Raw genomic sequence first — 24,445 nt, 5'->3', positions numbered from 1 at the left:
GCGCGGGCTGACACTCCATGGGCCGATACTCCATGGGGAACGCGAGAGGGGGCCCCCGGGGGGCGGCCCCCCCGGGGGGGCGGGGGGGGGGGGGGGGGGGGGGGGGGGCCCGCCCCCCCCCCCCCCCCCCCCCGGTGCCCTGGGACGTCAGTCGCGCAGGGGGCGACCCTGTCCGTCGACACCGCCGTTGACCAGGATCAGGATGCCGTCGATGAGGCCCCAGATGCCGCCGACGCCGCAGGTCACCAGGCTCACTACGAGCTGGATCACGCCGGTCTTGGTGTCGCCCATGTAGAAACGCCCGACACCGAAGGTGCCGAGGAAGATGCCGAGGAGACCCGCGACGAGCTTGCTCTTGTCGGAGACGCCCTGCGGGTACTGCTGATAAGGAGTGGTCATGGGGCGACACCCTAATGATCCACTCACGTCCTGTCCGTACCGCCCGGCCCTACCTGGGACGATGGGAGCGGATTGTGGCCGAATGGCTGAGACGCCACCCGCCGTAGGTACCACCGATTCCTGACACATCGTCAGCGCTGCCGGGTACCGGATGTCACAGTGTCGGTGCTCGACGACGAACGGCGCGCCTAGACTGCCGCCGCGTGACCGGTGGACCGCGGTGGCAATGGGGCCGCCGCGCACCGTGCGGTCGGGGTGGGACGCCCCGAGAGAGGTGCCTGCATCGTGAAGGTCGGAATCCCCCGCGAGGTCAAGAACCACGAGTACCGGGTGGCGATCACCCCGGCGGGCGTCAACGAGTTCGTTCGCAGCGGTCACCAGGTCTTCCTCGAAGCCGGTGCCGGCGTCGGATCGAGCATCACCGATGAGGAGTTCACCGCGGCCGGGGCGAAGATCGTCGCCACCGCCGACGAGGTGTGGGAGGCCGCCGAGCTGGTGCTCAAGGTCAAGGAGCCGATCGCCGAGGAGTACCACCGGATGCGCGCGGGGCAGGTGCTCTTCACCTACCTGCACCTGGCCGCGTCCAAGCCGTGCACCGACGCGCTGGTCGACCGGTTGGTCACCGGCATCGCGTACGAGACCGTCGAGCTGCCCGACCGGTCGCTGCCGCTGCTCGCCCCGATGTCCGAGGTGGCCGGCCGGCTCGCCCCGCAGGTCGGCGCGTACCACCTGCAGCGGCAGGGCGGCGGACGCGGCATCCTGATGGGCGGCGTCTCCGGCGTGTACGCGGCGAAGACCGTGGTCATCGGCGCCGGCGTGTCCGGCATGAACGCCGCCGCGATCGCGCTCGGCCTCCAGGCCGAGGTGCTGCTGCTGGACAAGAACGTCGCCCGACTGCGCCAGGCCGACGCCATCTACCGTGGCCACCTGCAGACGGTCGCCTCCAACGCGTACGAGATCGAGCGGGCCGTGCTCGACGCGGACCTGGTCATCGGCGCGGTCCTGGTGCCCGGGGCGAAGGCCCCGACGCTGATCTCCAACGAGCTGGTCTCCCGGATGAAGCCGGGCAGCGTGCTGGTCGACATCTCCATCGACCAGGGTGGCTGCTTTGAGGACTCCCGCCCCACCACGCACGCCGAGCCGACATACCAGGTGCACGAGTCGATTTTCTACTGTGTGGCGAACATGCCCGGGGCGGTGCCACACACCAGCACCTACGCGCTGACCAACGTCACCCTGCCCTACGCCCTGGAGTTGGCCAACCGGGGCTGGCGTGCGGCGCTGCGCCACGATCCGGCCCTGGCGCTGGGCCTGAACACCCACGACGGTCGCGTCGTCTACGGCCCGGTCGCCGAGGCCCACGGCATGTCGGCCCTGTCGCTGGACGAGGTGCTGGCCTGACCGAGAACGCGGCGATCGTGACGCCCGAAGGGGCCGGGGCGGGCGAGGAGCCCGCGCCGGCCCTGCGTCGCGCCGTGCGCGGCTACCTCGACCACCTCACCGTCGAGCGGGGACTGTCCGCGAACACCCTGTCGTCGTACCGCCGGGATCTGGAGCGCTACCTCGCGACGCTCGCCGTCGCCGGCGTCGCCGACCTGGCAGCCGTCGACGCCGGACAGGTCGAGGCGCACCTGGCCCGGCTGCGCGCCGGCGACGACGGCCACCCGCCGCTGGCGGTCTCCTCGGCCGCGCGGGCGGCCAGCGCCGTGCGCGGCCTGCACCGCTTCGCGCTGCGCGAGGGGCTGGCCGGCGCGGACCCGAGCCGGGACGTGCGGCCGCCCGCGCCGCCGCGCCGGCTGCCCCGGGCGCTCGCCGTCGACCAGGTGACCCGGCTGCTGGAGACCGCCGGGCCGGTGACCGCCACCGGGGAGGGCGCCTCGCTCGCGCTGCGCGACCGGGCGCTGCTGGAGTTCCTGTACGGGACCGGGGCGCGCATCTCCGAGGCCGTCGGCGCGGCGGTCGACGACCTGGACACCGGGGAGGGGACGGTGCTGCTGCGCGGCAAGGGCGGCCGGACCCGCCTCGTGCCGATCGGCGGGTACGCCGTCGAGGCGCTGCGCGCCTGGCTGGTGCGGGCCCGTCCCGGGCTGGTCGCCACCGGCCGGGGCACCCCGGCGGTCTTCGTCAACGCCCGCGGGGGAGCGTTGACCCGGCAGGGGGCCTGGACCATCCTGCGGCGGGCCGCCGAGCAGGCCGGACTGCCGGTGGACGGCCCCGCCGCGGTCTCCCCGCACACCCTGCGCCACTCGTACGCCACCCACCTGCTCGACGGGGGCGCCGACGTGCGGGTGGTGCAGGAGCTGCTCGGCCACGCTTCGGTGACCACCACGCAGGTGTACACGTTGGTCACTGTGGAGCGGCTGCGCGAGGTGTACGCCACCGCCCATCCCCGCGCCCGGGGCTGACCCTCACGCCCCGCGCCCGTGATCCGTATCTGCCCGGCCCACGATCCCGCTCGTGCCCTGCCCCGGCCCCGCGGGCCCGACTGGTTCGGCGTGCCGCCCGACACGCCGTACCGGTGCCGAACTCCCTGCTGGCCCGTGGCGTACAGTCGGCATGGCGCGGACCTTGCGGGTGGATGACCGGGGTGCGCAGCGGCGCTGCGAGGGACGTCGGACGGCTCCGACGCCGGGTGGTCGTCGGGAGGGGGCAACGAAGACATGGCTGGCAACGGTGACCGTGCCGAGACCTGGACGACGGAGCTCCGCGAGCAGCAGGCCTCGCTCGGTGCGGGTCTCGGTCCGGCGGATCCGGCGGCCTACACGATGCGCAGGCCGATCCCGGAGCCGATGCCCACGGACCGGCACGGCCCGGCCCGGATCATCGCGATGGCCAACCAGAAGGGTGGCGTCGGCAAGACCACCACCACGATCAATCTGGGCGCAGCCCTGGCCGAGTACGGCCGGAAGGTGCTGCTGGTCGACTTCGACCCGCAGGGAGCCCTCTCGGTGGGGCTCGGGGTCAACCCGCACAACCTCGACCTGTCGGTCTACAACCTCCTGATGCAGGACGACGTCACCGCCGAGGACGTCCTCATCAAGACCGACGTGGCCGGCCTGCACCTGCTGCCGGCCAACATCGACCTCTCCGCCGCCGAGATACAACTCGTCAACGAGGTCGCTCGGGAGATGGCCCTGGCCCGGGTGCTGCGCAGCGTCCGCAAGGAATACGACTACATCCTGATCGACTGCCAGCCGTCGCTCGGCCTGCTGGCGATCAACGCGCTGACCGTCGCGCACGGCGTACTCGTCCCGCTCGAGTGCGAGTTCTTCAGCCTCCGGGGTGTGGCCCTGCTGCTGGACACCATCGACAAGGTGCGCGAGCGGCTCAACTTCGACCTGGAGCTCGAGGGCATCCTCGCCACCATGTACGACAGCCGCACCACCCACTGCCGCCAGGTGCTTCAGCGGGTGGTCGAGGCGTTCGGCGACAAGGTCTACCAGACGGTGATCACCAAGACGGTGAAGTTCCCCGAGTCGACCGTGGCCGGCGCGCCGATCACCACCATGGACCCGGCCTCGTCCGGGGCCCGCAACTACCGGCAACTCGCCCGCGAGGTGATCGCCGCGCAGGCGGAGCGGTAGCCCCCGTGCCCCGTCCGGCCGGCGTGCGCTCCTGGTCCGGGGCGTGCCGTGCCGCCGGTGCCCGGGGAGCGTGGACTACGGTCGTCCGGTGACCGCCCCGCCCCTCGACCCGCCCGCCGCGCTCCCGCCCCCCGAGGTCGACGCCCCGGCCGAGGTGGTCGACGACGTGGCGACGCCCGGGGTGGTGGCGGGGGAGGGCACCCGCTTCACGGTGCGGCTGGACAACTTCACCGGCCCGTTCGACCTGCTGCTGCAACTGATCGGCAAGCACAAGCTCGACGTCACCGAGGTCGCCCTGCACCGGGTCACCGACGAGTTCATCGCCTACATCCGGGCGATGGGAGACCAGTGGGACCTGGACGAGGCCAGCGAGTTCCTGCTGATCGCGGCCACCCTGCTCGATCTGAAGGCAGCCCGGCTGCTGCCCTCCGCCGAGGTGGAGAACGAGGAGGACCTGGCCCTGCTGGAGGCGAGGGACCTGCTCTTCGCCCGGCTGTTGCAGTACAAGGCGTACAAGGAGGCGGCGGCGCACATCGCCGAACTGGAGGCGGTGGGCGGCCGGCGGTACCCCCGCGCGGTCACCCTGGAGCCCCGGTACGCCGAGGCGCTGCCCGACCTGGTCCTCGGCATCGGCCCCGAGCGGCTGCTCCGGCTCGCCGTGAAGGCGATGACCCCGAAGCCGGTGCCCGAGGTGTCCATCGCGCACGTGCACATGGTCCGGGTCAGCGTCCGCGAGCACGCGGCGATCCTCGCCGAGCGGCTGCGCCGGGCCGGCACTGCGACGTTCTCCCTGCTCTGCGCCGACTGTGAGGCCACCCTGGAGGTGGTGGCCCGGTTCCTGGCCCTGCTGGAGCTGTATCGGGAGGGCCTGGTCTCCTTCGTGCAGGAGCAGGCCCTGGAGGAGCTGACGGTCCGCTGGACCGGCCCGGCCGACGGCACCGCCGACCTGCATGTCGACGAGTACGCCGGCGCTCCGCCCGACTCGGCGGACGGCCCGGTCGCCGCACCCGGCGAGCCACCGGGCGGGGTGCGGACCGAAATGCCGGCGGGCGAGGTGCCGATGGACGTGGTGCCGATGGACGAGGCAGCGGTGGACGAGACAGCGGTGGACGAGGCAGCGGTGGACGAGGCAGCGACGGAGGAGCGACCGCAGTGAGCGACGAGGAACGCCGCGACTCCCTGGCCGATCAGGCCGCCGCCTGGGTTCCACCCTGGGATCGCCCCGCCGAGCCCCGCCCGGAACCCCCGGCACCACCCGCACCGGCTCTCCCCGACCCCGACCCGGATCTGGATCTGGATCTGGATCTGGATCCGGATCCGGATCCGGATCCGGCTCCGGAAGACCTTGGAAGCAAACGGCCCCCGGAGGGGCCGATTCCCTCCAAGATCTCCGACGACGAGATCGCCGCGGCAACCGATCCTGGTGCGGATCGGGGCAGGGAGGGGCCGGAATCGGTCGTCACGGCCGATGGGGGCACTCCGGCGGGGGACGTCGGTGTTCCCGAGGTCGCCGCCGCTGGTGGCGGAAGCGCTGACGGTTCCGGGACGGTCGGCGGAAGCGGAAGCGGAAGCGGAAGCGGTGGCGGTTCCGGGACGGTCGGCGGAAGCGGTGGCGGGGGCGTTTCGGAGGGGGGCCCGAGGCGGGGGCGGCGGAGGGCACCCGAGCCACCCCCGGCCGTGCTGCTCGACGACGCGGAGCTGCGCGGGGCGCTGGAGGCGATCCTGCTGGTCGTCGACGAACCCGTCAGCGAGCTGATCCTCGCCCAGGTGCTGGAGCAGTTGCCCGAGCGGATCGGCCCGGTGCTCGACGACATCGCGGCTGGCTACACCGCCGCCGGGCACGGCTTCGAGCTGCGCCGGGCCGCCGGCGGCTGGCGGCTCTACACCCGCCCGGAATACGCTACGTACGTCGAGCGGTTCGTACTGGACGGGCAGTCGGCCCGGCTGACTCAGGCGGCGTTGGAGACACTCGCCGTGGTGGCGTACAAGCAGCCGGTGACCCGTTCGCGGATCTCGGCCATCCGGGGTGTCAACTGCGACGGGGTGATCCGTACGCTGGTCTCTCGCGGCCTGGTCGAGGAGTGCGGCACCGAAGCAGACAGCGGGGCGTTCCTCTACCGGACCACCACCATGTTCCTGGAAAAGCTGGGGCTGAACTCGGTCGACGAACTGCCCCCGCTCGCCCCGTTCCTCCCCAACGACGTAGAAGAGCTTGCCGATGCGACCCGATGACCGTGCCCCCAAACCCGACGCGCCCGTCTTCGAGGGGGCCGAACGCCTCCAGAAGGTGCTGGCCGCCGCCGGCGTGGGATCCCGCCGTGCCTGCGAGGACCTGATCTTCCGCCGCCGGGTCACCGTCGACGGCCGGGTGGCCAAGCTCGGCGACAAGGTCGACGCGGCCACCGCCGTGATCCACGTCGACGGCGAGCGGCTGGTGGCCGACACCCGCCTGGTGTACCTGGCGATGAACAAGCCGCGCGGGGTCGTCTCCACCATGGCGGACGAAAAGGGACGTGCCGCGCTGTCGGACTTCCTCAGCAACCGGGTGGAGCAGCGGGTCTACCACGTCGGGCGGCTCGATGCGGACAGCGAGGGCCTGCTGTTGCTCACCAACGACGGCACCCTCGCCCACCGGCTGATGCACCCGTCGTACGAGGTGTCGAAGACGTATCTGTGCGAGGTGGCCGGGCCGATCCCGCGCAGCCTCGGCAAGCGGCTGGCAGCCGGCGTCGAGCTGGAGGACGGCCCGGTGACGGTCGACTCATTCAAGGTGGTGGACACCCTGGGCAAGACCGCCCAGGTGGAGCTGACGCTGCACGAGGGGCGAAAGCACATCGTCCGGCGCCTGCTGGACGAGGTCGGGCACCCGGTTTCCCGGTTGGTGCGTACCTCGCTCGGGCCGATCCGCCTCGGCGACCTGCGCTCCGGGCGTACCCGCAGGCTCACCAACGCGGAGGTCGCCGCCCTGTTCAAGGCGGTGGGTGACTGACCCCGCAGCGCGGGGTAGGACAACCGGTAGGCTTCCGTGACGCCCCGATCGGGGCGCGCGGTGGCGTGGGTCGCCACCTGCGGCGTCGCACGCGGACCCGAGGCGGGCCGTGGGCATGATTGACGACGACAACAACCGCTCGCGACGGGCCGCCGGGCCCCGCGAGGCACGGGCTGAGGAGGATCACGGTGGAGGAAAACGTACGGGCCGGGCGCTGCGTGGTGGCTGTGGACGGGCCGTCCGGTTCGGGTAAGTCCACCGTCTCCCGGCGGCTCGCCGCCGGGCTCGACGCCCGCTACCTCGACACCGGCGCGATGTACCGGGCGATCACCTGGGCGGTGCTGCGTTCCGGGGTCGACCTGACCGACGCCGCCGCGGTGGGCAAGGTCGCCGCCGAGGTCGACCTGAGCATCGGCACCGACCCTCAGGGGTACGCGGTGACCGCCGATGGCGTCGACGTCGACGCCGAGATCCGGGGCCCCGAGGTCACCACCGCGGTCTCCGCCGTGGCCGCCGTGCCGTCGGTGCGGGCGCTGCTGGTGGCCCGGCAGCGGGAGTTGATTGCCAAGGCCGGCCGGATCGTGGTCGAGGGCCGTGACATCGGCTCGGTCGTCGCCCCGGACGCGGACCTGAAGGTCTACCTGACCGCCTCGGAGGCGGCGCGTGCCCAGCGGCGCAGCGCCGAGGCCGCCGCCGACGTGGCCGCCACCGCCGCGGACCTGGCCCGGCGGGACAAGCTCGATTCCACCCGCAAGGCCGACCCGTTGCAGCAGGCAGCCGACGCGGTGGTGCTGGACACCACCGAGCTGGGCATCGACGAGGTCGTCAACCGGCTGCGTGTGCTGTTGACCGAACGGGGAGTGGCGTGAGTACGGAAGAGAGCTGGACGGAGCTGCGCGAGCGGGACCTTGCTGTCGAGGAGCCGACCGGCCCGGTGCCGGTGGTGGCCGTGGTCGGCCGCCCCAACGTTGGCAAGTCCACCCTGGTGAACAGGATTATCGGCCGCCGCCAGGCGGTCGTGGAGGACGTCCCCGGGGTGACCCGGGACCGGGTCCCCTACGACGCGCAGTGGACCGGCCGGGCGTTCACCGTGGTGGACACCGGCGGCTGGGAGCCCGACGCGAAGGACCGGGCCGGGGCGATCGCCGCGCAGGCCGAGATCGCCGTCGCCACGGCCGACGTGGTGATCTTCGTGGTCGATGCGATGGTCGGCGCCACCGACGTGGACGAGGCCGCCGTGAAGATGCTGCGGCGCAGCGCCAAGCCGGTCATCCTGGTGGCCAACAAGGCCGACAACGCCTCCATCGAGATGGAGGCGACCTCGCTGTGGTCCCTCGGCCTCGGTGAGCCGTTCCCGGTCTCCGCGCTGCACGGCCGGGGCTCCGGCGACCTGCTCGACAAGATCCTTGAGGCGCTGCCCGAGGCACCGCCCATCGAGGAGAACCGCCCGCGTGGGCCGCGCCGGGTGGCCCTGGTCGGCCGCCCCAACGTCGGCAAGTCCAGCCTGCTCAACCGGTTCTCCGGCGAGGAGCGGGCGGTCGTCGACGCGGTCGCCGGCACCACCGTCGACCCGGTGGACAGTCTGGTCACCATCGGCGGGGAGACCTGGCAGCTGGTGGACACGGCCGGGCTGCGCAAGCGGGTCGGCAAGGCCAGCGGCACCGAGTACTACGCCAGTCTGCGGACGGCCGGGGCGATCGAGGCCGCCGAGGTGGCGGTGGTGTTGCTCGACTCCAGCGAGCCGATCAGCGAGCAGGACCAGCGGATCCTGGCCATGGTCACCGAGTCCGGCCGGGCACTGGTGATCGCCTTCAACAAGTGGGACCTGGTTGACGGCGACCGTCGGTACTACCTGGACAAGGAGATCGAGCGGGAGCTGCGCCGCATCCCGTGGGCGCTGCGGCTCAACCTGTCGGCGATGACCGGCCGCGCGGTCGACAAGCTCGCCCCGGCGTTGCGCAAGGCCCTGGCGAGCTGGGAGACCCGGGTGCCGACCGCACCGCTCAACGCCTGGCTGACCGCGCTGGTGCAGGCCACCCCGCACCCGATCCGCGGCGGCCGGGCACCGAAGATCCTCTTCGCCACCCAGGCGGGCGTCGCCCCGCCGCGGTTCGTGCTCTTCACCACCGCGCCCCTGGACGCCGGCTACCAGCGCTTCGTCGAGCGCAAGCTCCGTGAGGAGTTCGGCTTCGAGGGCAGCCCGGTGGAGATCTCGGTACGCCCGCGCAAGAAGCTCGGCCCGGGCGGCCGGGGCAAGGCGCACGGCTGATTCGTACGTCCTGAGAGCCGGGTGGGCCGTGTGCCCACCCGGCACTTGCGCGCCCACCAACTTCCCTATCCTCCTAGGACGGCTTAGGAGTGGTGGGCAGGGCAACGCCCGACGACGCGGGAGGGGCGGTGCGCGTGGGGGAAAGATCCTGCGCTAAGCTGTATCGGTTGCCGCGGGGAGATGCGCGCGGGAGCATCGGGACGTGGCGCAGCTTGGTAGCGCACTTGACTGGGGGTCAAGGGGTCGTCGGTTCGAATCCGGCCGTCCCGACAGCACGAAAAGAGGCCGTCGACCGGGATATTTTCCCTGGTCAACGGCCTCTAATTCGTACTGGAACAGTGGGGATTTGCTGATCTAGACGGCGCGTAGCTGGGGACCACCTGGGGACCGGCGGGCCTTCAAGTGGGCGCTGAGCGCCGTTCCGGCGTCGGTGATCGACTGCCGGTCGGGGTGCAGGTACCGCTGTGTCGTGGTCAGCGATCCGTGACCGGCGATCTTCCTCAGCACGTGCACCGGGACCCCGGCGTCGGCCATCCAGGTCAGCCCGGTGTGCCGTAGGTCGTGCCGGCGCAGGTGTTCGTAGCCGAGCTTCGTCACCACCTCATCCCAGTGCGTCGCGTCCCGCAGTACGGCTGTGCTGATTCGTCCGCCACGCGGCCCGGTGAACAGTCGGGAGTGCGGCTCGGCGACCGAGTCCAGGCGGCGGGCGACGATCGGCCGTACCTCTTCGATCAGCGGGACCATCCGGGCGCGCTTTCCCTTGGTGCCCTTGTCGATCAGGCCACCGGGGCCGGGCGTGGTCTGTCGGCGTGCCGTCCACATCCAGGTTTTCCGGTCGATGTCCTCTGCCCTCACGCCGGAAACCTCGCCGATCCGGGCGGCCGTGCACGCGGCGAAGATGGTCACCTCGCCCCAACCGGGGAAGCCGTTCGCAGACCGTTCGACCAAGGCGGCGGCAAGCTGTTCCAGCGCTTCCCAGTGAGGCAGGGCCAGCGTGCGCGGGTCGTCCAATTCGTCTTCCGCTCGCTGGTACTCGCGCTGCCACCCGGTCACCTGAGCGGGATTTCGTTGAATGATCCCGTCTCGTACGGCCTGCTGCATCACTCGGACCAGCACGGCAAGGCTGTTCTTGACCGTCGATCGACTGCACTCGTCGGCGATCCACCCATGTACGGCCCGGTCAACCGCGCCGTTGGTAATCATCCGGATCGGGATGTGGCCGAGGGCGGGAATCACTCGTTTACGCCAGCCGGCAAGGTACGGGTCAAGCGTCTTCCGTTCCAGGCCGCGCAGCGCCAGCGTCATCACGCTTTCGCCGTACTCGGCCAGTCGCTTTGTCGCGGCGACCGGATCGACGCCACCTCGCGCCGCACTGACGATTCCGTCGATCCACGCTTGCGCCTCTTCCGGGGTGGCGACGGTCTCGGACTTGGACAGCCGGCGCTTGGTCGTCGGGTCGACCCACCGGACGCGCGCCCGGTAGGGGCGCTCCCGGCCCGGCCGCACCTCCACATCGGATGCGAGCTGTACGCCGATCGGTGGTTGCTGGGGAGGTGCCATCATGCCGCCTTCGGGTAGACCCGGCGGGCGGAGAGCCAGCGCTCTACGTCGGCCGTCGCGTACTTCACCACGCGGTCGGAAATCTGGATGAACGGCGGACCCTGCAAGGGCGGGACGGTACGCCACCGCCGGATGGTCGACGGGTCGACATCCAGCAGCGCGGCAAGTTCCTCCGTGGACATGAACGGCTTGGACGACAGCCGGAAGGTGTCGTGCGTTTCCGGGGTGGTGGCCGCTTCCGGTGGGGGATTCTGCGTTACGAGTCGCACGGTGAGGGCCTTTCGGTCGGCGGTAGCCATCTTGCAAGGGGTGGAAAGGTGTTGCCGTGAAAGGGCGTAGAACGGCCCGCTGAGAGCGCCCTAGACGCAAGATCCGACATGTCCGGGTGTAGGGCGTTGGGTGATTCGTCTCCGTGGCTCTCAGCGGGCTACGTGCGAGGGGGTCGGCGGGCCGGTCGGTGCCGGTGGGCGTCGGGAAGGGGCCGGGAGGCGTTGACACGTTGACAATCGGCCGGCGCGCGGGTGTTTCCGCAGGTGAGGGCCGGCATCGAGGTGTCAACGCCCCCCGTTGACAGGCGTTGACACCCGTTGACACCGGGCGGGCCGGCGGTGGATTGTCAACGCCTGTCAACGGCTGTCAACGCGGCCCGTTGACACCCTGGCGGGTGTGCTGAGCTGCGGAAACGTCGTCGCCGGGGGCGGTTGTCAGCGTGTCAACGGGGTCGGGGGCCTCGGCGACGGCGCGGGGGTGCAGTTCGTAGCGGCCGTCCGGGCCGTGGCGGACCCATCCGAGGGCGGCCAGTTCGGCGAGCACCGCCGACACGGCGTCGGACTTCGGGAGCTGGCGGGAGACGCGGCGGTGTAGCTCCCGGCGGGTGAAGGTGGTCATGCCCTTGCTGGTGAGCACGCCGAGCACGTAGCGGGCGTTCTCGATCGCGGTGTCACTGCCGATGGTGGTGAGCGCGGCGCGGTAGTGGGCGGCGAAGAACTCGGCGAGCCGTACGGCGTCGGCCATCCGGTCGGCGTCGATCGGGCGTCGCCACGCGTCGGCGGGGTGGTGGGCGACGTGCAGCAACCCGGCCAGGCGCAGCGTCGCGCCGGAGAGTTTGTTGCCCCATTCCCGCATGTCGTAGAGGCTGCCGCCGGGCCGTAGCTCGGTCTCGACCTGCTCGGCGGCGGCCCGCCGTACGCGGCCGGCTTCCTCGGTGAGGGTGACCACGGCGGGGTCGGTCCATTCGGCGAGGGTGGCGGCCAGGTCGTGCACCCGGTGGGCGTAGCCGGCGGTCACGGCCTCGGGCACCGGGTCGCTGTCCACGGACCGGTATCCGGCCAACGAGCGGGGCAGGGCGAACAGGAACCGGGCCGGCAAGCCGCGCCCGGCGAGGTCGGCGTTACCGCCGAACTTGCGCAGCACGGTCGGTTGCGCCATCACGCACACGGTCAGCGCGGGCTTCTCGACCGAGGCTCCCTCGCGGGTCTGCCGTTCGTTACTCATCGGCTGCCCGGCGTGGCCTTTGAGGTAGGGGTCGAGGTTGGGGGCACCGGAGTACCGGCCGGCGAGGGTGTCGAAGATGCCGCCTTCATCGCTGATGATCGCCATCCGTCCGCCGTTGGCGGCCATCAGGCCGATGAGGGCTTCGGGGGTGGCGTCGTCCACGATCAGTTTCGGCAGGGTAGGAACGGTGATGGCCTCGGCGGCGATGGCGGCGGCCACGGCCTCGGCGGACGCCTCGTCGCGCTTGCCGGGGTCGGTCGCCTTCGCGGCCTGGGTCTTGGCTTGCTCGGCCTGCCGGTCGGCGATGTCGCGCAGCGCGGCGGCCTCGGCGATCCTCGGGCGCATCGCGTCGCCGAGCGTCGATTGCGCGGCGAACAGCGGCGCGGTCATGGCCCGGTGAACCGGCGACTTCCGCTCGCCGGGGCCGGCGATGACGGCGGCGAACACGTTCACCGGCTCCCGCCACCCGGCGACCGGCTCGACCTCCAAGCGGCCACCCGCGCACGCCGACAGCACCGCCACGGCGAGGGTGCCGGCCATGGCCGGATCGGTCTGGGTGAACCGGGCAACGCCGGTCACCATGTCGCCGAGCCACCGGGGGAACACCTCGGCCGGGAACGGCGGCGGCGCGGTGTTGGGGCCGGTCAACGGCACTGGAACATCCCACAGCGGGCCGCCCGCGGATTGCTGGCCGGTGGTGTCGGCCGGGTCGGTGACGAGGTGGAGACGGGCGGCGGTCATGCGGCCACCTTTCGGGGGCGGTGGGAGCCGGCGGTGAGCCCGGATCGGACGGTGCGGTACACCTCGGCGGCGCGCAGCCCGGCAGCAGCGCCCGCCTGTTCCAGCACGCTTTGCGCGTCATCGGCGGCCAGCGCGCCGCCGGCTACGAGTTGGCCGAGGGCCACGGCGGCGATGTAGAGGCAGCGGTTGCGCTCGCCCGGGGCGGCGCCGGTGACCCGTTGCACCTCGCGGGTGACGGCCGCCCGCACGTACGCCCCGGTGCGGTCGGTCGGCAGGTCGACCACCACCGGGCGTTGCGGCGGCAGCGGGGCGGGGGCGAGTAGGCCGGCGAGCCATCCGGGCAGCGGGGCGGGGTCGGTGTCCAGGTCGACGGTGTACCGCCGACCGGCGACGGTGCTGCCGGGGGCGACGACGTAGCCGCCGTGGGCGCGGGTGTCGACCAGGGGGCCGAGGGTGCCGGCGGTGTTGCGCAGCGCCGGCCCGTCGTCGGGGTGCCGGTAGTAGAGGTGGGTGCCGCCCCGGCCGGTGGTCACGGTGTACGTGGGGTCGATGACGGCGGCGTGCGCGGCGGCCAGGTCGGCGAGCACGGCCAGGCCGTCACGGCCGCCCGCCTCGGCCGGGTGCTTCGGCCGGTCGAGGTCGACCACCACCAACCGCGAGGGGCCGCACGCGATGCCGATGCCGTAGGGGCGGGCCGACCACGCCCGGCGGATGCGGTCAGGGTCGCAGGTGGCGCGGGGTTCCCACCCGAGGTGCCGGCCGGCGGCACGGCAGCGCGGGTCGCGGCCGGCACAGGTCTCGGCGGGGTGGTCGGGGAAGGCGGGTCGCTTGTCGTCGGGGCGTAGCGGGAAGACGTGCCACCCGCGTGCGGCGTGGCCGAGGGCGGCGGCCAACAGGTCAGGGTCGGGCATGAGATCCCTTCCTTCGGTCGATGGCGGATGAATGGGTGTGGAAGGTGGCTCGGGCCGCCCGGCCAGGGCTGAGGGCGTGTGGGCGGGGCAGCGCGGGCCTTGCAGGTAGAGCCGGATGCGGTCCGGGTGGTGGCAGTAGCGGCCGGCGGTGCCGATCCAGTGGCCGCACCGCAGGCCGGTCACTACGCCGCCCGCCGGGGGCGGGGCTGGGCGGCGATGGCGGCTCGGGTCACGGCCTGGCGGACGTCGGCGAGTAGGCCGGCCAACTGGCGGCGGGCTGCCGGCTCGGCGGGGGCCAGGGCGACCCGTAGCCGAATCTCCGCGTGGTCGCGGCCGGCGGCGGTCCGTACCCGGACGAGGACGGCGCGGCCGTGGCCGGGCAGGTCGACCATGATGGGGTCGGAGCGGTGTTCGCCGAGGTTGCAGCGGTGGTCGCGTCCGCACCATTCGGTGTGGCCGGCGGGTCGGCGGGTCATCGGGTGGCCTCGGTGCGGATGCGGTGGACGTAGTTGTAGATGCGCCGTCCGGTGCGGAGCCGGTGGCCTCGGTCGCAGCGTCGGCAGCCGCGCGGGCGGTGAAGGACACGGGTGGTGGTCTGGCCGGTTCCGGCGCACCGCTGGCATCGGGTGAACGGGCTGACCCAGCACAGCCCGACGTAACCAAGCGTTACCAAGATGGCAGGGGTGGCGATGGCGATAGCGAGGATGAGCAGGGGGTCCACAAGTGCCTCCCGGGCCGGTTTTCGGGCGTGCGGGGCCGTGAGCTGCTATCCGCTAGAGGGCAGCTCATGATTCGGATGGGGTGCTAGCGGGGGTGCTAGCGCTAGCAGTGCGGGCCGCTAGCGCTAGCACCCACCGGGCGGGTTAGCCGGCGGACCGCTTCCGGTCACGCTCCGCGATTGCCTTGAGGAGGTCGGTGTGTTTGATGCCGCGCCGGGTGGTCGGCTTGCCGTCGATGCGCCGCCCCACGTCGCCGACCTTGATCAGCGGGTGCGGCTTGAGCGCGGTGGTGAGCTGCGCGGCTTCCCACCCGGCGTAGACCTCGGGCCGCAGCTCGGTCAGCAGCGCGCACAACGTCTCGTTCCATGCGGCCTTGTCGTCGCCGGGCCACACGCGGGCCAGGTCGCCGAGCACGTCCGCCACCGGGGCGACGTCGCGGGTCTGCTCGTCGGGCTTCGGCAGGGTTCCGGCGGTGGTGCGTAGGGCGACGGCGCGGGCGACGATGCGGGCGGCGGCGGTGGTGTCGACGTAGAACGACCTCACCGCCGACGCCTTCGGGCCGAACCCGCGCAGGATGCCCCACCCGGCCTCGTCGACCGGCTGAAACACCGTGGCCCGGTGGCCGTTCTTGTAGGCCGAGGTGCCAAGGATCATGTCGTTGGCCGTCTGGTCAGCGACGCTGAGGCAGAACCGGGAGTTGACGTTGCGGGTGATGCCGGTCGGCAAGCTGTCCTTGTCGGGAATCTGCGTACCGATCAGGATGATCACCCCCAGGGCGCGGCCGAGCTTGATGACCTTTTCCAGGATTTCCCCGGCGTCCTTGCCGTACTTGCTGGTCATCAGCTCTTGCAACTCGTCGAACCACGCCACCAGGGGGTGAAGGCCGGACCCCTTGAGGCTGGCCAGTTCCGGGGTGACCTTGTTCTCGGGTGCCTTGCCCATCCGGGCGTAGTGCTCGATGCGCTTGGAGCGGCGGCGGCACTCCTCGTACAGCCACTCGATGAACCCGAAGCACCGGGCAAGGGTGTCGTCGTCGAAGCCGTTGCCGTACTCGGCCATGACCGGCTCCAACACGGCGAAGTCCCCGACGCCCTTGAGTTCGTAGCCCCGGATCTCGGTACGCGGGTCGAGGGCGGCGGCAAGGATCAGGTCCCGCAGCGCGAACGTCTTCCCGCTGCCCGGCTGTCCGCCGAACAGGAAGTTGCGGAACATCAGGTCCACGGCCACGGTGTCCAGGCGGGGGGTGGTGGCGAACGGGAACGGTTTGAACACGTCCACCCGGGCGGTGCCGGCCAGCAGCGGCCAGGCGGGTTGTTTCATCTGTGAGGCCGGTTCGTAGCCGACCCAGAGGGCCAGGCGGCCGGTGTGTCCCGGGGCGGGTTCGGGCCACACCTGGTCCAGCGGCAGCCGCATCGCTGAGGCGAGCTTGCCGCGCCGGGCGACCACTTCGGCGGCTTCCACCCCGTAGGGCAGATCGACCACGGCCAGGTGGCCGGGGCCGTCGCGGTGGATGTCCATCGGGAAGCTGATGGCCTTCGGGTCCTTGGCAACCGCGGAGTTGATGGCGGCCAGTTGCAGCGAGGTGAGCGCCCGGCGGACCAGGTCGGCGGTGAGCTTGCGGTAGCGGGTGCCCTCGCTCACCCGGTCGGTGAGCGGCTTGTCTGCCGGCCGTCCCCGCGTGGCGAGGAACGGCACCACCACGGCCGCCGCCGCCCACCGCCACCATGACGGCCCAGCGGCCAGGACGATGACGCCGGTTCCGGTGCCGGCCGTGCCAGCGGCCAGGACCCACCACCGCCACACGGACTGACGCTGCCGGCGGGCATCGAGCTTGAGCCAGGTGTCGGCGTCGCCACGGGACGCGGCGGCCTGCCGCAGGTGCCAGTTACCTTCCTCAGCGGACGCCCACCGCAACGCCTGCCCGATCCCGCGCACCGCGCCGACAGGTGCCCATGCGAGGGCCTTCACCGCGTACTTCGGCAGGCGAACCCCGTGGTAGGCGGTGACGTAGCCGGCGTCCTTGCTCTGATGCTTCATGGCGGCCCGCAGCGCACGGCCGGAGCGCGCCCATTCGGCCAGGATCGGCCGCCGCTCCCGCTGCCGGGCGACCACCTCGGCGGGGATGGGCTCGGCCATGTCGACCGGCCCGCCCACGCGGCCCGGCCCGTCATCAACGCTCTCGGCGTCGGCGTCGGTGTCGTCGTCCAGGTCGCTTCCGTCGCCGGGCGGGGTGACGGAAGCGTGTCGGCGGGATCGGGCATCGTCCAGGTCGACCACCTCGGCATCCGGGCCGCCGGTCACGTCGGCTTCGGTGGCTTCGGCGGTTTGCCAGTCGAACTCATCTCGGGGGGAGGTCATGATGGGGGTTCCTCCAACAGGTCTCACGGGATCGGTGAGGGGCCGGCGGCGCGGCACGGTTCCTAGGCCATGGGTCGCGCCGCCGGGCAGGGCTACTTGTCGGTTGCGCCGCAGCAGCGGCACGTCTTACCTCGGTTGACGGGGGCGGTCAGACCTCCCACATGGCCCCGCACTGGGTGCAGACCATGTACTTCTTGCCGTTCGCGTAGGTGTAGTGGAAGGCGGGGTGTGCGCAGCTCGCCATGTCGGTCCTCTCGGGTCGTGCCGTCCAGTCGGTCTGGCGGCCCCCGCGTGGGCATCCGGTGATGGGCGGATGCCCCACGGGGGCGGTCAGACCGCGCAGAACAGGGCGGCGACGAACAGCCAGCCGATGTGCCAGGACTGGTCGAGGGCGTAGGCACCGGTGCCGAGGGACGGGTTGTCGTCGTGGCCGGGGCGGGGTGCGCCGAGGGCGTAGAAGTGGGCCGAGCCGAGGGCGGCGGCGATGCGCTTGAGCGGGGTGCGCCGGTCGGCGATGTAGTGGGTGACCGCCGAGACGGTCAACCCGACCGCCACCCCGGACGGGCCGAGGCGCAGGCCGGTGCCGGCGATCAGGAACACCAGGGCCAGCAGCGCGGTGGCGGTGTAGGTGGCGACGTGGGCGGCACAGGCGATACGGCCCGGCCAGCCGGGCCGGCCCTTGCAGTCGGCCTGGTGCTGGGTCTGCACCCAGTGATCGGCGACCTGATGGGCGACGTAGAGGGCGACGAACACGGCAGCGAACGCAGCGGCACGGGCACCGCTCGGATCTGCGAACATGGGGGTCTCTCCTTGAGATCCGTGAGGGTTGAGGGGGTGAGGGCCGGCGGCACGGCACAGGTTTTCCAGGCCCAGGGGCCGTGCCGCCGGGCAGAGCTAGTCGTGAACGCGGACGAGGTGCGCCAGGGCGGCGCCCATGCCGAGCACGGCGACCGGGAGACACGCCACGGCGGTGGTGATCCACCACGGGGCTGAGGTGATACCGGCGGCTTCGAGTAGGTGGTAGGCGACCTGGCCGAGCGCGCCGACGGCGAGGGAACCGAGCGCGGACCACTTCGCGAACCGGCGTGCGACGGTCGGCACCCGCCCGGACAGCCACACGTAGAGGGCGTAAGCGCCGTAGGTCTCGACGCCGATCGGCAGGGTGATGGCCGAGTTGATGGAGAACCCGTCGGCGATGCCGGGCAGCGGGTGCACGATGCCGAACCCGGTCAGTCCGCCGAGCCCCACCCACCCGGACCAGATCGCCACGAACGCGGGCAGCGCGAGCAGCACCACCGGCCAGGCCACCGCCGACCGGACCGACGCGGCCGGGGCGGGCGTGGTGGGCGTGTCCGGGTGACTGACCGCCATGACCTGCCCGTCCTGCTCGGCGGGCGTGATCTCCGCCGGGGCGGCCGGGGTCGGGTCGACCACCGGGGCGAACCCGGGTACGGGGGCCGGGTCGGGGTCCGGGCCGATCGGCTTCGGGTAGTCCAGCCGGGGCGCGGCCGGGTCGGCGGTGTCCGTCTCGGGGGTCAGCAGCGACCCGCGCAGGATCAAAGCCTTGCGCAGCGTCTCGGCCCGGGTACGGCCGGCGTGCTCGGACTTGAGGCGGGCGAGGATGTCGTCAGCCTTGGCCGCGCCGATGCGGAACTCCCGCATCAGCCGGTTACGGGAGGGGAGCTGCTGGCCGTCGGGCAGGTCCAGGGCGCGGGCGGCCGGAAGCAGCACGTCGACCGACTGCGGGAACTTCGTGCCGTTGATGGTCGGGGCGGTCATGACTGATGTCCTCCATCGGAGCAGGTCAGGCACTCGCCAAGCGAGCGCGGGATGTAGTAGGAGCGGGTCACGCCGCAGGTGGGGCAGGTGCGGCGGGCGGTCAACGCGGCGCGGACCGCGCGGAGCTGGGCAGGGGTGGCGGTGCGCTTCGGCCGGGCCAGGTCAACCCGGTACAGGAAGGCGGCGCGGGTGCCGCCGACGCCGCGCCAGAGCACCTGCGCGGCGACCGGCTGCCCGGCGGGGCGAAGGCCGGCGGCACGCAGTTGGCGGCGGGTGGCGTAGCCGGCGGGGGCACCTCGCCACCAGAAGGTGGGGATGCCGTACCGGGTCCCGTCCGGATCCCAGTAGCCGGCCCGGATGCGCGACATCAGGCCGCGCGGTGCGGGTCGGCGAGGGTGCCGGCGGCCAGGTCGGCGGCGGCGCGGGTAACGCGCGCCTCGGCCCGACGCAGCCGCCGCCAGTCCAGGACGTTCGGCCCGCCGTGGTCCTCGGCGTAGAGCATCGTGATCTCGGCGTCCAGGACGTCCAGCTCGGCCGCGATCAGCGGCCACTCCGTGTCGATCGCGGCCAGGTCGGCGGTGGTCGGTTCGGCAGTGATGAGGGCAAGTCGGTTCCGCACGGGAAACCTCCAGGTGTGTTGTTGCAGCGGGGGAGCAATCGGGGCCGGCAGTGACGTCGCAAATGGATGCGACACCACCGGCCCGAGGTCATGCAGTGCGCGCCAGCCGCTTCACTCGCCCCGCTCACCCGGGAGCTACCGGTGTCGACCACCTCTGGTTCAAGGCAGGGATGCTGTCCAGCGGCCCTACGCGCACTCATTCCTGTCGCTGTGAAGTTGAGAACTAACGACCTGATCCGGCGTCCCATGGGCGTGCGGCAACGAGTGCCGCCGTTCCCCGGGCCATCCGGCCGGCTACAACTTGACGTTGTATTCGTGACGCTACAGCGTCACGTTGTACTCGTGCAAGCACCCGTACCGCGTAGGCTTGTACTGATGACTGACGCTGACCTGCCCACCGACTGGTGGACCACGGACCACGTACGCACCTACCTGGCCTCGGTAGGTGCCCCGATCAGTCGCGCAACCTGGGCTTCCTACGTCTCACGCGGGCAGGCTCCGGCACCTGATCGGATGTTCGGCCGGTCTCCGGCCTGGCAGCCCGAGAGCGTCCGGAAGTGGCAGGCCGAGAGGCCGCGTCGAGGCAGCACCGGCTAGGTCGGATCATCTGGTGTCACCTGTCCTCGGTTCCCGTCTGCGGCGGCACCTTGCTCGCCTGCCAATGAGACTGCCCGGCGGGCGGCGCTTCGGGCATCTCCTACGCACGGACACGAAGGACACGGCCCATGTCCACTGAGGTCCCTCGGCAGTTCAAGCCGAACCTCGTGCTGGTCAACCGCCGCAAGGCGGCCGGCTGGGAGTCGCGCAAGCGCGCCGCACGAGAGCTGTACCGCGTCGGCCAGCAACGCGGCATCCGGGAGACGCCCACGGTCGAAGCCATCGAGAAGGCGATGTACCGCCACGAGACCGGGCGCGTAGCGGTCACCGACCCGATCTACCGGCAGCTTTACTGCCTGGCGTACGACGCGAAGCCGCACGATCTGTTCGGTGAGCTGACCAGCGGCGCTGAGGACCGTCCGTACTTCTCGGCGCGATCCCACAAGTTCGTGACGGCGTTCGTCGGCGCTGACGGCGCTGCCCGGTTGCGGGAGAGCGCAAGCTGCGCGCCAGCCGTGGGGGAGTGGCACACCTGCTACTCGGCACCCGTCGAGCACCCGGAAGGCGACTGCACCCTGTACGTCTGGCCGTGCGGGTCGGCAATCTTTCACCTTGTCGAGCAAGTCCAGTTGTCCACGATCGCGGCACTCGCTGCGTGGCGGGAGGTGTCGTATGGCGACAACATCAAATGGGCTATCGATTACCTCGCGTCCATCGCGCCAGCCGAGGATGAGTCTGCGGTGTATGTTCTTGGCGCTCATTGGGTGGTAGAGCCAGCGTGGCCGGCGGAGTTGCTAGATGCCGCGCTGCGTATCATGTCGACGCCAAAGGTGTTGCTGCACCGTGGCCGCGCCATGGATGACGAACACCTGGCGCATGCCGAACTGGTCGAGCAGTCGTTGCTGTCCGAGGCGTACGACCACGTAGGCATCGAATCATTCGGTGTACGCGGGATTTCGGTGGGCTACGCCTCGTGGTCCGGAGTCGTATACCACCCGATCTCAGCCGAGCGTTCCTTGACCGAAGTCGAGATGATCGCCTGCGAGCTTGCGATTCAATCCATGTGGGCGTATTGCGACGCGATCGCCCGTCAGGTAGAGCAGGGGCGAGATCCGCAGGTGCCGCCGGAGCATGGATGGCGCTACCTTCGGGGAGTACGCTCCCGGCTCACTGTTTCTCGCCTGAGGGAGACCGGACAGCATCAGGCGATGCGCCGGGCGATTCTGCGGACCTGTGACCTAATGCCAGCCCTAGACCAAGCCATCGAAACGCTCCGCGACACGGATCGAGGTTGAGCCAATGACAACGGGCCGCCCTGTGCTTGTTGTGACCGACATGCAAAACGGGTTCGTGCGAGAGCAGTCGGCGCACATTGTTCCTGTCGTTGCAGACTTGGTGCGCCGTTGGCAGACAGCCGGCGGTGACACACTTTTCACCCGGTACTCGAACTATCCTGGCAGCCCCTTCGAGCGCTTCTTTGGCTGGCAGCGGCTCCAGTCATCCCCTGACATTGATTTTGTGCCCGAGTTGCATCCGTACGTCAATCAGGGTGTAGTGCTTGACAAGAGGATCTATAGTCCATTCACCTCAGAGGGTGTGGCGCTATTCAAGCAGCACGGATGGGAAGAGTTCTACTTCTGCGGTATTGCCACGGAAAGCTGCGTCTTGAAGGGGGCCGTGGATGCATTCGAATGCGACTTCACGCCTTGGCTGATCGCGGATGCGTCGGCGAGCCATGCGGGCACTGAAGCGCACGAGGCTGGACTACTGGTTGCGCGGCGTTTCATCGGTCCCGGACAGGTAATACGACTGACCGACATTCCTGCTGAACTCATCGGGTTGCCGCCGCAGGTGTCTCTATCACCCGACGCATCGTGAACTGCAGATTAGGTAGTCCAAATAAAATTACACTCGTCGGCGAACTAATGCGAATCGGGAGGCGGGTTCGGTGAGTGAGCCTCGACCGTCCGGTCGTGAGAGCTATCGCCATCCTCGCTGCTGGGCGTTAAGTAGGGGCGACTGCCACACCAAGATTAGCTTGGAGCATTACATCAGCGACGCTGTGCTTGGTGTGCTCGGTGCCAACATCGTGAGTGGATCTGCCTACACTGGCGGTAGGACGGGAATCGGTATCAAGCGATCCGAGTTCGGTGCTAAAGTTTTGTGTCGCAATCATAACAGCGACCTTTCGCCGCTCGACACAAATGCGCAACTCCTGTTTACGGCCCAGCGTCTTTTTGTGACGGAGATCAACAAGCAGGGCTTCTTGCCTGAGACCGAGCAGATCGATGTATCCGGCGACATGCTTGAGCGGTGGTTGCTTAAGTCTTTGGTTACGCACACTGTTTCGAAGATCTTCACCGCAAATGGATCGACTCTTGCCAATCCAGACCTGGAACAGGTCACAAGGCTGGTGTTCGAGGAAGCGCCATGGTCTGAAAATTGGGGCTTATGGATGCATCCTACGCCTGAAATTGCGCTTAACTTGTCTAGCCCTACCGAATTTGTCCCGATATGGATGCGGCGAGGTTGCGTGTTGGGCGGTGGGAGGGTGGCGATCGGCGGCCTCGAATTTTGGATCTCACTTTTTCCGCCTGCAAGCGGGGATGGTGGTCCATTCGACGGTGCGGCTTATAGGCCATCTGGAATTGTCTACAACTTCCCGCACTTCAAAAAAGTGATTTGCCTTCATTGGCGAGACGGCTCTGTGAATCCTTCAATCTCCTACAGTGCTAGGACGAGGGGTGAGTAACCCGGCAGTACTGCCTGTTCACCGCAGCGGTGTTCTGCGCTTCTCCCATGCCCCACCCCGACCGGGGCGCGCCACGCCGGCCGTCAGCGCTGAAGCCTTCACGCTTCTCCGTCCGGACGAGGTTGTTCCGGATGTGGCTGGCGTGCTGAAAGGTCCGACAGAATCACTTCAGGAGTCGTGTTGGTGGCTAGCGCCGCCAGGTACAGCAAGTCCGCCGCAGTATTTACCAGCCCTGTTACTACCGGCTCAACATTGCCGTCTTCCTCGATTAGCCGGTTCAGCGTTTGGGTAAAATTGGGCGTGCCGTTATCTTGCAGCCAAGACTGCAACACGGCGATTCCTCGCTCTGCTCGATATTGCATCTCCGGGCTGACTCCGTGACGCGGCATCGGGTCTGCTGGCTGTCGCAGCGCGGCCAACGGGTCTTCATGCGCCGCAACACTAGCCAATTTCAGAACGCTTTCGTGGCCGATCCACCTCATGCTCGTCAGATTGAGGCCGCCGTCGGTCATGTATGACCATTGAATTATTCCTGCCATGCCTCCATTGAGGTCCCCCGTTCGTTCAAGTGCCTCCAACGCGACGGGAACATGCGGAAGGGCTGCGGTGATGTCTGCTCGGATTATCTCATCCATTATTTCTCGTATTAGTGGCATTGCCTCGTCTATTAGTGGCACTGCAGAGAAGTTCTTTGGCATGGCGTTAAGTTCGGCTTTAACTGTCCCCCATGAACCGAAACCGTTTAGGAGTAAGTCGCGGTCGAGTAGGAACTCGATGTGCTGGATTATTCCGCGCTTCCGCTCGTCTTCAGCTGGTATGCGCAGGTTTACGCTGCCGAGAGGCAGGCCGCAATGTACGGTGAAGTTCCTTAGTTTATAGAGAAACCGATAAGCGAAGGAGTCGTCGTACGCCCTTGAGCAGGCAGACTTGAAGCTCTGCACCTCGGGCGAGTCTTTGCCATATTGGCGCTTAATCCGCGTCTCTTCGTGATCTAAGTGCAGTCGGACCGCCATTAGCCAGTTAGCTACCGCCACTGAAATTGCTATCCCGGCGTCGAATGCGCCAACTCGCCCCTTCTCTCTGGCGTTTGAGAAGAGTCGGTAGTAGAAGGAGTGAAGCGACTTGATGTGCTGATAGTTTCGCTCGATCAGATCGAGCGTTGTCCGATTTCTGTTATCAAGCCTGCCTATTATCTCCATTGCGCTCGTGTAGCGCATGTATTCGTCTTCGGATATGTGCGCTACAAAGTTGAGGTCGGCAACGCCCGAACTGTCCGGTGGTATTAGGACAGCGAGGCTGTGCTTGGGTTCGCCCTCGCCCATATTTGGTGGATTCATGCAGGGCACTGTACTGGAGGGGCGTAGGGCGGACACCTGCAAAGGGGTGACGGCTGACCAGCACTCATCGGCGGTGGCTCTGATGTGCTCGACAGCGGCGGTGACAGCAGCCAGCCGGGGACCAGTTGGGGACCGCATGGTGTGCGCGCTGGTGACCGGCATGCCGTCGACTGCACGGCCTGATCTTGGGGATTGCGTGCGTGACGTGCGTGGACGTGTGGCGGATCGTCCTGGGGGTCAAGGGGTCGTCGGTTCGAATCCGGCCGTCCCGACAAGGTGAAACAGCAGGTCAAAGGGCTGGTCCGAAACATCGGGCCGGCCTTTCTGGCTTCCTGGG

General features: G+C 69.7%; 23 protein-coding genes and 1 tRNA gene. 12 read left to right on the top strand and 12 right to left on the bottom strand.

What is annotated here, in order from left to right:
• Positions 1-147: 147 nt before the first annotated feature.
• Positions 148-528, bottom strand: coding sequence for a TM2 domain-containing protein (locus SNR22_RS28580; protein WP_413775725.1), 381 nt, complete (start codon positions 526-528; stop codon positions 148-150).
• A 156-nt stretch (positions 529-684) separates the two neighbouring features.
• Between SNR22_RS28580 and ald the strand changes: the two genes are divergently transcribed.
• The 9 genes from ald to SNR22_RS28535 all read left to right on the top strand — a co-directional run bounded on the left by ald (position 685) and on the right by SNR22_RS28535 (position 9,511).
• Positions 685-1,800: an alanine dehydrogenase gene (ald, locus tag SNR22_RS28575; protein WP_320069784.1), complete on the top strand. Its 1,116-nt coding sequence runs from the start codon at positions 685-687 to the stop codon at positions 1,798-1,800.
• Between the two features lie 17 nt (positions 1,801-1,817).
• Positions 1,818-2,804, top strand: coding sequence for a site-specific tyrosine recombinase XerD (locus SNR22_RS28570; protein WP_320069783.1), 987 nt, complete (start codon positions 1,818-1,820; stop codon positions 2,802-2,804).
• A 255-nt stretch (positions 2,805-3,059) separates the two neighbouring features.
• Entirely contained in the window at positions 3,060-3,983 is a 924-nt protein-coding gene (locus SNR22_RS28565; protein WP_320069782.1) for an AAA family ATPase, read from the top strand.
• An 88-nt stretch (positions 3,984-4,071) separates the two neighbouring features.
• A complete protein-coding gene (locus SNR22_RS28560) occupies positions 4,072-5,139 on the top strand; it encodes a segregation and condensation protein A (protein WP_320069781.1) in 1,068 nt (355 codons plus the stop codon).
• 218 nt (positions 5,140-5,357) lie between these two features.
• Complete coding sequence (gene scpB, locus SNR22_RS28555; protein WP_320069787.1) at positions 5,358-6,215, top strand: SMC-Scp complex subunit ScpB; 858 nt, start codon at positions 5,358-5,360, stop codon at positions 6,213-6,215.
• Positions 6,202-6,972, top strand: coding sequence for a pseudouridine synthase (locus SNR22_RS28550; protein ID WP_320069780.1), 771 nt, complete (start codon positions 6,202-6,204; stop codon positions 6,970-6,972). The genes scpB and SNR22_RS28550 overlap by 14 nt, the downstream gene beginning before the upstream one ends.
• 188 nt (positions 6,973-7,160) lie before the next feature.
• Entirely contained in the window at positions 7,161-7,841 is a 681-nt protein-coding gene (gene cmk / locus SNR22_RS28545; RefSeq protein WP_320069779.1) for a (d)CMP kinase, read from the top strand.
• Positions 7,838-9,241 carry a ribosome biogenesis GTPase Der gene (der, locus tag SNR22_RS28540; RefSeq protein ID WP_320069778.1) on the top strand — a complete coding sequence of 468 codons (1,404 nt, stop codon included), beginning with the start codon at positions 7,838-7,840 and terminating at the stop codon, positions 9,239-9,241. Before cmk ends, der begins: the two co-directional genes overlap by 4 nt.
• 196 nt (positions 9,242-9,437) lie before the next feature.
• Positions 9,438-9,511: transfer RNA gene (locus tag SNR22_RS28535), tRNA-Pro, on the top strand.
• Between the two features lie 84 nt (positions 9,512-9,595).
• Here the strand turns inward: SNR22_RS28535 and SNR22_RS28530 are convergent.
• From SNR22_RS28530 to SNR22_RS28485, 10 genes are all read right to left on the bottom strand, one after another.
• A complete protein-coding gene (locus SNR22_RS28530; protein ID WP_320069777.1) occupies positions 9,596-10,801 on the bottom strand; it encodes a site-specific integrase in 1,206 nt (401 codons plus the stop codon).
• Positions 10,801-10,983 (bottom strand): helix-turn-helix domain-containing protein, encoded by a 183-nt coding sequence (locus SNR22_RS28525; RefSeq protein WP_320069786.1) that lies wholly within the window; start codon positions 10,981-10,983, stop codon positions 10,801-10,803. The genes SNR22_RS28530 and SNR22_RS28525 overlap by 1 nt, the downstream gene beginning before the upstream one ends.
• Before the next feature lie 454 nt (positions 10,984-11,437).
• The gene (locus tag SNR22_RS28520; RefSeq protein WP_320069776.1) at positions 11,438-13,036 is read right to left on the bottom strand and encodes a YfjI family protein; all 1,599 of its coding nucleotides are present in this window, start codon (positions 13,034-13,036) and stop codon (positions 11,438-11,440) included.
• Entirely contained in the window at positions 13,033-13,947 is a 915-nt protein-coding gene (locus tag SNR22_RS28515; RefSeq protein ID WP_320069775.1) for a bifunctional DNA primase/polymerase, read from the bottom strand. The genes SNR22_RS28520 and SNR22_RS28515 overlap by 4 nt, the downstream gene beginning before the upstream one ends.
• 182 nt (positions 13,948-14,129) lie before the next feature.
• Positions 14,130-14,423: a hypothetical protein gene (locus SNR22_RS28510; RefSeq protein ID WP_320069774.1), complete on the bottom strand. Its 294-nt coding sequence runs from the start codon at positions 14,421-14,423 to the stop codon at positions 14,130-14,132.
• A 387-nt stretch (positions 14,424-14,810) separates the two neighbouring features.
• Positions 14,811-17,024: a cell division protein FtsK gene (locus SNR22_RS28505; RefSeq protein WP_320069773.1), complete on the bottom strand. Its 2,214-nt coding sequence runs from the start codon at positions 17,022-17,024 to the stop codon at positions 14,811-14,813.
• Between the two features lie 330 nt (positions 17,025-17,354).
• Entirely contained in the window at positions 17,355-17,822 is a 468-nt protein-coding gene (locus SNR22_RS28500) for a DUF3307 domain-containing protein (RefSeq protein WP_320069772.1), read from the bottom strand.
• A 96-nt stretch (positions 17,823-17,918) separates the two neighbouring features.
• Positions 17,919-18,803: an ABC transporter permease gene (locus SNR22_RS28495; protein ID WP_320069771.1), complete on the bottom strand. Its 885-nt coding sequence runs from the start codon at positions 18,801-18,803 to the stop codon at positions 17,919-17,921.
• On the bottom strand, positions 18,800-19,171 hold the full coding sequence (locus tag SNR22_RS28490) for an RRQRL motif-containing zinc-binding protein (protein WP_320069770.1): 372 nt from the start codon (positions 19,169-19,171) through the stop codon (positions 18,800-18,802). Before SNR22_RS28490 ends, SNR22_RS28495 begins: the two co-directional genes overlap by 4 nt.
• Positions 19,171-19,422 (bottom strand): DUF6284 family protein, encoded by a 252-nt coding sequence (locus SNR22_RS28485; RefSeq protein WP_320069769.1) that lies wholly within the window; start codon positions 19,420-19,422, stop codon positions 19,171-19,173. The genes SNR22_RS28490 and SNR22_RS28485 overlap by 1 nt, the downstream gene beginning before the upstream one ends.
• A 725-nt stretch (positions 19,423-20,147) precedes the next feature.
• Here SNR22_RS28485 and SNR22_RS28480 point away from each other — a divergent pair.
• The 3 genes from SNR22_RS28480 to SNR22_RS28470 all read left to right on the top strand — a co-directional run bounded on the left by SNR22_RS28480 (position 20,148) and on the right by SNR22_RS28470 (position 22,771).
• Positions 20,148-21,314 (top strand): hypothetical protein, encoded by a 1,167-nt coding sequence (locus tag SNR22_RS28480; protein ID WP_320069768.1) that lies wholly within the window; start codon positions 20,148-20,150, stop codon positions 21,312-21,314.
• 4 nt (positions 21,315-21,318) lie between these two features.
• Positions 21,319-21,897: a cysteine hydrolase gene (locus SNR22_RS28475; RefSeq protein WP_320069767.1), complete on the top strand. Its 579-nt coding sequence runs from the start codon at positions 21,319-21,321 to the stop codon at positions 21,895-21,897.
• Between the two features lie 160 nt (positions 21,898-22,057).
• Positions 22,058-22,771, top strand: coding sequence for a hypothetical protein (locus tag SNR22_RS28470; RefSeq protein WP_320069766.1), 714 nt, complete (start codon positions 22,058-22,060; stop codon positions 22,769-22,771).
• A 98-nt stretch (positions 22,772-22,869) separates the two neighbouring features.
• On the opposite strand, the gene SNR22_RS28465 is transcribed toward SNR22_RS28470, so the two are convergent.
• Positions 22,870-24,108 (bottom strand): hypothetical protein, encoded by a 1,239-nt coding sequence (locus SNR22_RS28465; RefSeq protein ID WP_320069765.1) that lies wholly within the window; start codon positions 24,106-24,108, stop codon positions 22,870-22,872.
• Positions 24,109-24,445 lie beyond the last annotated feature (337 nt).

The sequence above is a fragment of the Micromonospora sp. RTGN7 genome (assembly GCF_033804645.1).
In the GTDB taxonomy this organism is placed as follows: domain Bacteria; phylum Actinomycetota; class Actinomycetes; order Mycobacteriales; family Micromonosporaceae; genus Micromonospora.
The sequence above is the reverse complement of the archived record's forward strand: the minus strand, read 5'-3'. Positions and strand labels throughout refer to the sequence as shown.

Coding starts and splice junctions, on each gene's coding strand:
- SNR22_RS28580 (WP_413775725.1), bottom strand. CDS start 528: ATGTGTCAGGAATCGGTGGTACCTACGGCGGGTGGCGTCTCAGCCATT.
- SNR22_RS28565 (WP_320069782.1), top strand. CDS start 3,060: ATGGCTGGCAACGGTGACCGTGCCGAGACCTGGACGACGGAGCTCCGC.
- SNR22_RS28550 (WP_320069780.1), top strand. CDS start 6,202: ATGCGACCCGATGACCGTGCCCCCAAACCCGACGCGCCCGTCTTCGAG.
- SNR22_RS28530 (WP_320069777.1), bottom strand. CDS start 10,801: ATGGCACCTCCCCAGCAACCACCGATCGGCGTACAGCTCGCATCCGAT.
- SNR22_RS28525 (WP_320069786.1), bottom strand. CDS start 10,983: ATGTCCACGGAGGAACTTGCCGCGCTGCTGGATGTCGACCCGTCGACC.
- SNR22_RS28520 (WP_320069776.1), bottom strand. CDS start 13,036: ATGACCGCCGCCCGTCTCCACCTCGTCACCGACCCGGCCGACACCACC.
- SNR22_RS28515 (WP_320069775.1), bottom strand. CDS start 13,947: ATGCCCGACCCTGACCTGTTGGCCGCCGCCCTCGGCCACGCCGCACGC.
- SNR22_RS28510 (WP_320069774.1), bottom strand. CDS start 14,423: ATGACCCGCCGACCCGCCGGCCACACCGAATGGTGCGGACGCGACCAC.
- SNR22_RS28505 (WP_320069773.1), bottom strand. CDS start 17,024: ATGACCTCCCCCCGAGATGAGTTCGACTGGCAAACCGCCGAAGCCACC.
- SNR22_RS28500 (WP_320069772.1), bottom strand. CDS start 17,822: ATGTTCGCAGATCCGAGCGGTGCCCGTGCCGCTGCGTTCGCTGCCGTG.
- SNR22_RS28495 (WP_320069771.1), bottom strand. CDS start 18,803: ATGACCGCCCCGACCATCAACGGCACGAAGTTCCCGCAGTCGGTCGAC.
- SNR22_RS28490 (WP_320069770.1), bottom strand. CDS start 19,171: ATGTCGCGCATCCGGGCCGGCTACTGGGATCCGGACGGGACCCGGTAC.
- SNR22_RS28480 (WP_320069768.1), top strand. CDS start 20,148: ATGTCCACTGAGGTCCCTCGGCAGTTCAAGCCGAACCTCGTGCTGGTC.
- SNR22_RS28475 (WP_320069767.1), top strand. CDS start 21,319: ATGACAACGGGCCGCCCTGTGCTTGTTGTGACCGACATGCAAAACGGG.
- SNR22_RS28465 (WP_320069765.1), bottom strand. CDS start 24,108: ATGAATCCACCAAATATGGGCGAGGGCGAACCCAAGCACAGCCTCGCT.